General features: G+C 70.4%; 11 protein-coding genes and 1 pseudogene. 1 reads left to right on the top strand and 11 read right to left on the bottom strand.

The genetic code is table 11. The features are described from left to right. The 6 genes from ABZZ79_RS39365 to ABZZ79_RS39340 form a co-directional block, all read right to left on the bottom strand. The coding region (locus ABZZ79_RS39365; RefSeq protein WP_356697450.1) for an HAD family hydrolase at window positions 1-635 on the bottom strand (635 nt) is incomplete at its 3' end. Window positions 636-849: 214 nt separating this feature from the next. After that, window positions 850-1,032 (bottom strand): hypothetical protein, encoded by a 183-nt coding sequence (locus tag ABZZ79_RS39360; RefSeq protein ID WP_356697448.1) that lies wholly within the window; start codon window positions 1,030-1,032, stop codon window positions 850-852. A 78-nt stretch (window positions 1,033-1,110) separates the two neighbouring features. Continuing rightward, window positions 1,111-1,470 (bottom strand): ASCH domain-containing protein, encoded by a 360-nt coding sequence (locus ABZZ79_RS39355; RefSeq protein WP_356697446.1) that lies wholly within the window; start codon window positions 1,468-1,470, stop codon window positions 1,111-1,113. Further along, the gene (locus ABZZ79_RS39350) at window positions 1,467-2,576 is read right to left on the bottom strand and encodes a hypothetical protein (RefSeq protein WP_356697444.1); all 1,110 of its coding nucleotides are present in this window, start codon (window positions 2,574-2,576) and stop codon (window positions 1,467-1,469) included. Before ABZZ79_RS39350 ends, ABZZ79_RS39355 begins: the two co-directional genes overlap by 4 nt. 1 nt (window position 2,577) lies before the next feature. Next, window positions 2,578-2,814, bottom strand: a complete 237-nt coding sequence (locus tag ABZZ79_RS39345) for a hypothetical protein (protein ID WP_356697442.1) — start codon at window positions 2,812-2,814, stop codon at window positions 2,578-2,580. Then, window positions 2,811-2,978 carry a hypothetical protein gene (locus ABZZ79_RS39340; RefSeq protein WP_356697440.1) on the bottom strand — a complete coding sequence of 56 codons (168 nt, stop codon included), beginning with the start codon at window positions 2,976-2,978 and terminating at the stop codon, window positions 2,811-2,813. The genes ABZZ79_RS39345 and ABZZ79_RS39340 overlap by 4 nt, the downstream gene beginning before the upstream one ends. Window positions 2,979-3,139: 161 nt before the next feature. On the opposite strand from ABZZ79_RS39340, the gene ABZZ79_RS39335 reads away from it, so the two are divergent. Beyond that, window positions 3,140-3,895: a GntR family transcriptional regulator gene (locus ABZZ79_RS39335; RefSeq protein WP_356697438.1), complete on the top strand. Its 756-nt coding sequence runs from the start codon at window positions 3,140-3,142 to the stop codon at window positions 3,893-3,895. Between the two features lie 54 nt (window positions 3,896-3,949). On the opposite strand, the gene ABZZ79_RS39330 is transcribed toward ABZZ79_RS39335, so the two are convergent. From ABZZ79_RS39330 to ABZZ79_RS39310, 5 genes and pseudogenes are all read right to left on the bottom strand, one after another. Next, window positions 3,950-4,222 (bottom strand): hypothetical protein, encoded by a 273-nt coding sequence (locus tag ABZZ79_RS39330; protein ID WP_356697436.1) that lies wholly within the window; start codon window positions 4,220-4,222, stop codon window positions 3,950-3,952. After that, window positions 4,222-4,647, bottom strand: a complete 426-nt coding sequence (locus tag ABZZ79_RS39325) for a hypothetical protein (RefSeq protein WP_356697434.1) — start codon at window positions 4,645-4,647, stop codon at window positions 4,222-4,224. The genes ABZZ79_RS39330 and ABZZ79_RS39325 overlap by 1 nt, the downstream gene beginning before the upstream one ends. A gap of 8 nt (window positions 4,648-4,655) precedes the next feature. Next, a complete protein-coding gene (locus ABZZ79_RS39320; protein WP_356697432.1) occupies window positions 4,656-4,838 on the bottom strand; it encodes a hypothetical protein in 183 nt (60 codons plus the stop codon). Window positions 4,839-4,996: 158 nt separating this feature from the next. Further along, window positions 4,997-5,581: pseudogene (locus ABZZ79_RS39315) on the bottom strand (N-acetylmuramoyl-L-alanine amidase); the annotation flags it as partial. Between the two features lie 69 nt (window positions 5,582-5,650). After that, a partial coding sequence (locus ABZZ79_RS39310; RefSeq protein WP_356697430.1) for an SGNH/GDSL hydrolase family protein occupies window positions 5,651-7,522 on the bottom strand: 1,872 nt, incomplete at its 5' end.

The following is a 7,522-nucleotide window of genomic DNA, read 5'->3' as shown; positions in this document are numbered from 1 at the left end:
ATCTGCGGCGACAGGTCCAGCAGTGTCTCGACACGGAACGTCGGCAGCTTCTGCGCCTGCTCGCTGCGCCACTGGATTGTCGCCCAGGGCCCGCGGTGGACCAGGGCTGTGTGCATGCCGGCCACCCGGGCGGGCGCGACGTCGTTGTCGACGCGGTCTCCGACGTACAGCATCTCGCCGAGCTCGGCGGGGACGACTTCGGCGACGCGGTCGAAGAAGGCCCTGTCCGGCTTGCTGGCACCCCAGTCGTCGGATGTGCCGATTAGGTCGACGTCGCCGCTGAACAGCTCGCGGAGGATCGTCCCGGCGCGGGTGGTCTGGTTCCCGGCGATGCCGAGCCACAGCCCGTCCGCGCGCAGCGAGGCGAGCGCGTCGCGGACGTCCGGGTACAGGTCCTGCTCGCCAAAGTTCTCAGGCTTGCCTGCCTCGGCTCGGCGCTCCCGCTCGGCGTAAAGGTCGAAGCCGGGCTTGAACTCCTGGAAAGTCTCGCGGTAATCGCGGCCCTGCGCGATGACCGCGCCGAACATCGAGTGGAAGGTGTGGCGAGGCACGCCCAGCCAGTCGGCCCACGTGCCGTACTCAGTCGTCTCGTCTACGAGGCACTCGCCGACGTCGAAGATCACAGCGCGAATCATGCCGTCGACCCTACCTGGGCATGCAGAAGGGGCCCCCTCCGCCCGGAGGCGAAGGGGCCCTTGCTTGTCGAGATACCCCCGCCTACGCAGGGACTGAGACCGCGTCAGCAATCCCCAACGCGAATCCTCACGGGTACACCCCCGCTCGCGCGGGGACCGGCTCAAGAGCCGTTGGGGACAGTGTTACACCGGGTGGTCACGGGGCCGGACGGGGTCAGGCGGGCCCGTCAGGGCCGTGGCAGCGGCACGGGCAGCGGCGGACCAGCAGCACGCCCTTGGCGCCGGGCAGCGGCAGGTCCTCGGCCCGGCGGCACCGGTCGTGCAGGTCCCCGTACCCGTCCTGCTGGGCCAGGGTGCACTCGGGCGACAGGTACTCCTCCGCCGTCTCCCAGGTCACAGTTGTTGGCCTCTCGACCGGGTGTTGGCCGCCGCCACTCCTCCGCTGAGGATCTCCTCCGACGTGGCCGCAGCAGTGTTACGCGCCGACGAGTTCGATCTCGATCGCGAGCGCGCCGAGCGCCTCCTTCTCCGGCGGGTAGATCTCGCGGATGTTCGCGAGCTGCTGCTCACGGCTGCTGGTCGGGTTCACGTTCTCCGGCCCCTCGCCATCGAGCAGCGCCTCGAAGTCATGGTAGGCGGTGACCCGCTTCACGAGGACGTCGCACGTCTCGTCGGTGCCCTTGATCCGGAACCGGATCGTGTCGCCCGCGGCCATGTCGGCGAGATGCGGGTACCGCACCCGGACCTCGATCGTCTTGCGGCCGGCAGCGACGAGGTCGAAGTACCTGCGGTACAGGTTGAGCTCGTGCCTGCGGGCGGTGGTGGTGTCTGTCACGGGGCGGTGACGCTCCTTGTCGGTTGGGACATCAGCCGGCCCAGTTCTCCGGCTGAGTACGAACGGAAGAAGTGCCTCGGGTCGGAGAGCAGTACGTCGGCCATGCCGAGCAGCCGGTCGGCGTACTCGGACAACGAGCCCGGCCACATCCTGGTGTCGAGCATCCATGGCGCTGACCCGTCGGGCAACGACGCCTTGCCGTCACGGATCAACGACTTCGACAGCTTCGCACCCGTGTCCGTCACGACCTGCGGGCAGAACAGCCGCGTCGGGAGCTGCGCGCCGCACAGGCCGATGGCCGTCAGGGCGTTGTCGACGAGCGTCGAGCCGAACACCCAGTCGCCGCCCTTGACCATGACGGACAGCCGGTCGCGGTCCGTGCTGGCGGCGAGTTCCTTGACGAGGTTCCGGTACAGCGTCGCGAGGTCGAGGTACCCGCCGCCGTCCGGGGAGACGACGACGTCGTAAGGGCCGTGGTGGAGGCACGCGGCATGCACGACCGCGTGGTCGTCGCCGAGCATGATGCGGGTCCGTTCCGCGTACTTCTCGGCCCAGCCGCAGCCGGCGGCCGGGCAGGGCACGCGGACGTGCGGAGTGCCGTGGGCCGGGTCGAGCCACCAGTGGGCGGCGTCGATCCGGCGGTGCGCCCGTAACCAGGTGCGACGGAAGTGCTCGTCCGCCTGCTGCCGCGAGTACATCTCGATGACGTAGGGGATCGACAGCCGCTGCGAGAGTGCCTCGAATAGCGGTCGGTACAGAGTGTCGACCTGGCCGGCGAGGGCGTCCTCGCCGAGCGCCTGGGCGTACGCGCGCTGGTACCGGTGTCCGGATACCGGGTCCACGACGACTTCATGGGGGGCGTTGTCGAGCGCGCCGAACGCGACCTCGACGGGGATGCCGAAGCGCTGCCGCGCACGGGCCGCCGCGGCAAACGTGAGCGACTGCACGAGCGAGGTGCCCAGGTGAGGTACTCCGTTGATCTGAGTGCCCACGACGAACACGATGCGCTGGGGCGGCGCGGTGCGAATGCGGGGTGTGAGGACGTCCTCGGCGGCGCTGAGGGCGTTGGCGAGCACTGTGTTCGGTGAAACGAGTGAAGCAGTCATGTCACTCCCTTGTGAACGGGACTGCACCGGGCGGGACTTGCGGCGGGGCCGCTGAGGGGCACTGCGGCGTGCAGGCGTAGACCTCGACGTCGAGCACGTGGGTGCCGATGCGGCCACGCGCGATTCCGACGCTGATGCCGCCGGTGATGGCGTGGGACGCGTTGCACCAGATGCAGGGCCAGCCCGCGTACTGGCGGCCGGTCAGGCTCGTCGCGGACGGCACCGGCCGGGAGGTCACCGCTCCACCAGTTGGGCCCAGATCTCCGGCGCGTCAGCCCCGTCGGAGCTGCCCCATACGTCGGCGCGGGCGAGCACGTCGATAACGCAAGCCCATGCCGGATCGGTGGGGTCGGGCGCGGGCGCAGACAGGCGCACGCCGGTCGTGGTGGACTGCATAGCCACGGGCTCACCTAGCGCTGTCTCCAGGGCAGTGCGTAACACTGCTGCTCGCGAGCTCATGGACATGCCGGAACCCCACTCTCGTGCGAGAGGCTGACTCTCGCACGAGAGTAGACCTGACCGCACTACTCTGTCACGCAAGTCGCACCGAAGGGAGGCGTTGAGTGACCACAGAGACGCCCCTGTACCTGCGCGTCGCCGACGAGCTGCGCGCCCGCATCGAGTCCGGGGAGATGCAACCCGGGGCCCGCCTCCCATCCGTCGCCGAACTCATCCAGCAGTACGGCGGCAGCAACTCCGTGGCCAGCCGGGCCTACAAGCTCCTTGTCGACGAGGGCCTGGTCGTGTCCCGGCACGGCGCCGGCCACTACGTCCGCGGCACCGAGACGCCTGAGCTGCTGGTGCGCCGCCACCGACGCCGCAGCGAGGACAGTCCGTTCGCGCAGGGCGCCGCCGAGCAGGGTGCCGTGGGCACGTGGCGGCACGAGTCGACCACCGAGCAGGCCAGCACCGCTGTCGCCTCACGCCTCGGCATCGAGCAGGGCGCAGCCGTCATGCACACCTCGTACACGTACCTCGCTGACGAAGCACCGGTCCAGCTCGCGGAATCCTGGGAGCCGCTGGAGCTCACCGGGTCCAGCCTGATCGCCCTCCCTGAGGTCGGCCCCTACGCGGGCGTCGGCGTGGCCGCGCGGATGCGGGTCATCTCCATCGAGGTCGGCGACCCCGTGGAGCGGGTGCATTCCCGCATGGCCACCCGAGCCGAGGCGCAGGCCCTCGGCATGACGCCGACCGGGCCCGTGCTGGCGATCGCGCGGACCTACTACGACCAGGCCACCGGCCGCCCAGTCGAGACCGCGGACATTGTCATGCGCGGTGACCGGTGGGTGTCGGTGTACGGACAGCCTCCGCGCACCTGACCCCGGACGCACGAAAGCGGCCCCGCCCTCCCGTTGAGGAGAGCGGGGCCGCGGTCACAGGTGCCAGGGGGTGAGGTCGAGTTCGGCCGGCGGTTCAGGCGCGGGCCCTGCCGGGGTTTTCGGGCCGACCCGGCGGGCCCACTGGAGCATGTCCAGGTAGGCGCGCGTCAGCAGCCGTCGCTGCCTGCGTTCCTCGGCCAGCTCCTTGTCCAGCCGGTCCGTGATCGCGCGGAATCCCTCGCGCCTGTTCGTCGCCCGGGACTGCCCCCACGACAGCAGGCCCACGACCAGGGCGACGGCGCCGCCGACCAGTGCCCCTACATCCATCAGCGTGCTCTCTTTCGCAGGTGCGGCGGGGGCGGGTCGTCCATCCCGGACACCAGCACCACACCGATCGTGAATGCCCCCCATCCGCACGCCGACCCGACGGCCGGCGGGTAGCTGCTGGCCGCCGCCGCCGAGAAGACGCCTGCCCACAGTCCGGCTGGGACGGCGAGCGAGACGTAGCCGAGAGCCTGGACGCGGGGGCAGTTGATGAGCAGGCCGGCCAGCGCGGCCAGCACGCCGCAGCCCACCCACATCCAGCCGAGGGAGTTGAGGCCGCCAGGCACCAGCTTGGTGAGGTCCGCCAGGCCGCGGGCGGTGCCGTAGCGGGGCTGGCCGACGATGCCGAGGCCGCCGTATCCGGCCCAGCCGAGGCCGACGGTGATGAGGAAAGCGCGGCGGTGGGAGAACCGGCGCCGCGCCGCCACGCCCCGCATCAGACGGTGGTCTTGGGCTTGTTGGGCACGGCGTAGGTGATGCCCCACGCGCCGAGCACGGCGAGCGCGATCGTGACGCCCTCCCCGGTGGTGAGCACGCTGTCCTGCGCGGCCGTCGCCGCCGCAGCGGCCCCCGCAGCGGCCCCCGCGATCACGGACTTGGCGATGCTGGCGATTCTCATGGTGATCCTCACTTCGCTTCGAGGGCAGCGATCCGCTTGCCCTGCTCGGTAACGGTCTTCTCCAGGGCGGTGAGCCGCTGCTCGTCGGTGGGCTTCTGGGCGGGTGGCTTGGGCGCGGGCGGCTTCGGGGCGCTCGGCGACCAGCTGGCGGGGTGCTTGAGGCGCTCGGCGACGCGGGCGAGGACGTCGGCCCAGTCGATGCCGCGGGGGTCGACCTTGCCGGGCTGCCAGTCCAGGTGCCGGATCAGGGAGCGCTCGGTCCAGCCGTGCCGTCGGCAGAGCGCGGCGCCCGCGCGGACGATCGCCTCGATCTGGACGGCGGGCCAGGGGTCTTGGCCGTCGCCGAGGTTCTCGCACTCGAAGCCGTAGAAGTGCCGGTTGCCGTCCGTGGTGGTCTCGTCGTCGGCGGGCGGCTTGACCTCGGCGATGACGGCGCGCAGTACGTCGTCGTCCCCGGCACCGGCGTGGTTGGTCCGGCCGTAGCCGACAAGGTGCACGCGGCCGTCCTTGGTGATGACGCCGTGGCACAGCGGGCCGGGCAGTCCCTCGTAGCCGTCGCGGCAGATGTTCACCGTGGTGGCGCTGCCCTTGGTCGCGGTGTGGTGGATCATCACGCCGTGCACGGGCCCCCAGGGGCCCTTGTGGTTGCGGTTGTGGGTGCGCCAGTCGCCGACCTCGACGACGGCCAGGCCCTCGTCGCGCAGGGCGTCGAGGAACGTGGCGGCGGTGAGCGGTGTGGCCATGCGTGAGCCCTCCAGGGCGTAGAGAAAGCCCCGGCCGGTCGGCGCGGGGCAGGCGAGTTTGCGGGTCGGTCAGGTGAGCAGGAGCGGCAGGACCGTGTCCGCCATGTATTGGAACCCGACGTCGCTGAGGTGGACGGTGTCGGTGCCGGCTGCGCCGGTCCCCGCGCTGGTGCCCCAGTAGCTCAGGCCGTTCCAGTACTCCCAGCTGTTGCGGCCGAGGCCCCACCAGTTGACGAAGGCCGCGCCGTACACGTCGCACAGGCCGCGCGCGGCACGGACGTAGTCCTGGTACTTGAAGTTCGTGGCCTCGTGCCTGCCGAAGTGCGGCAGGGCGAACAGGATGTCGACGTCCCCGGTGGCGGGGCTGTTGTCGCGGATCGCCCGGATCCAGCGGGAGACGTTCGCCGACCACACGTCGGCCGTATTGTTGGCGCTCGCGTCATTGGGCGCTGTGGACCAGATGCACAGGTCCGCGGGGAAATCCACGCCCCCGTTCCAGGTGGCGTTCAGGGCGCTGGACAGGTGGCTTGTGCCGTACCGCGCCGATGTCGACCCGGCCACGGCCAGGTTGTGCACGAGGACGCCGGACGCCTTCTCGCCGCTGACCCCGCAGACGCTGAGGTACTGCGTTGCCGATGTGGTGCCGACCTTGACCTGGACGGTGTGCTCGGTGTTCGACAGTCCGGTGACCGTGGTGACCTGGATGGCTGCGGTGCCGGACGGCTGCGCAACGGACACGTCCGCTGCACCGTCGATGCTGTAGAGCATCGCGGGGCGGGTGCCCGACCCGACCACGGTGTAGATCCGGACGGTCGTGCCGCGCGCCCGGAACGTGAGCGTGTTGCCGGTGACATCGGAGTACAGGTAGTGGCCGCCGGGCCCGTGGAAGGATCCGCCCTGGGTCCAGGTGCCGGTCTGCGCCACCACGGCGTTGAGGGCCTGCCAGGCGGCGAGGGCGGTCGGGTCGCTGCCCGACAGGATGGCCGGGGACAGCGCCGAGGACTGGAAGCCACTGCCCCCGTCGCCGTACATCCCCTGCAGGGTGGAGGCGATCACGCCGGGCCAAGACTTCGTGCGCGGGTTGGAGGCGTAGAAGCCGGCCGTCGCGCTGCCGCCGACGGTGACGATCCGGGCGAGGCCGCTGCCCGCAGCGTCCCGCGCGGCGAACCAGCGCCGCCCCCAGCCGGGCGGGACGTAGACGTGCGGCTCCTGCGGCGACTGGGCGTAGGTGTTGCCAACGAGCCCCTTCCGGACGGTCGTACCGGCCGGGTTGAGGCTGCCGGTGACCGTGACGCCCGCGTCCCCGTAGACACGGCTGTCGAGGACCTGGTTCGGTGTCGACGGCTCCAGGGTGTTGGCGTCGGAGAACAGCTTGCAGTTGTCCGTGGCGTAGATGAGGCCGCTGGAGCGGACGGTGTTGCCGAAGCTGTTCGCGCCGAAGGTGACGGCGGTCAGCCCGCTCGCGCCGCCGCGCAGGTTGACGTGGTTCAGGCGGAACGTGTTCCTGCTGCCGCGCTCGACCCACACCAGCTTGTCGAACTGCTCCAGGTTGATGCCGCGCCAGTGGGTGTGGGCGGTGCTCCAGCCGCCGACGCCGGTGATGTGGATGCCGGTGCAGCCGGTGCCGTCGGCGATGGCCTCGCACATCTCGAACTCGATCTGGTTCATCACGCCGTCGGCGGTGGTCGACTCGACCTTGTACGCGGTCATGTTGTTGCCGACCGACTCGACGAACACCCGCTCCACCGTGCAGTCGCCGGGGTTGAAGTCGGCGTGCTCGCTGTAGAAGCGGACCCCGTTGCCGACTCCGGAGATCTCGATGTTCTCGAACACCGACCGGAACGGCGAGCCCATGTTGATGGCCCAGCCCGAATGCGATCCGTCCCAGGGGCCGTTGATCTGAAGATTTTTGAAGCTGGAGTTCCAGAAGCTGCGGTGTCC

The organism is Streptomyces sp. NPDC006458 (assembly GCF_040612135.1).
GTDB lineage: Bacteria > Actinomycetota > Actinomycetes > Streptomycetales > Streptomycetaceae > Streptomyces.
The sequence above is the reverse complement of the archived record's forward strand: the minus strand, read 5'-3'. Positions and strand labels throughout refer to the sequence as shown.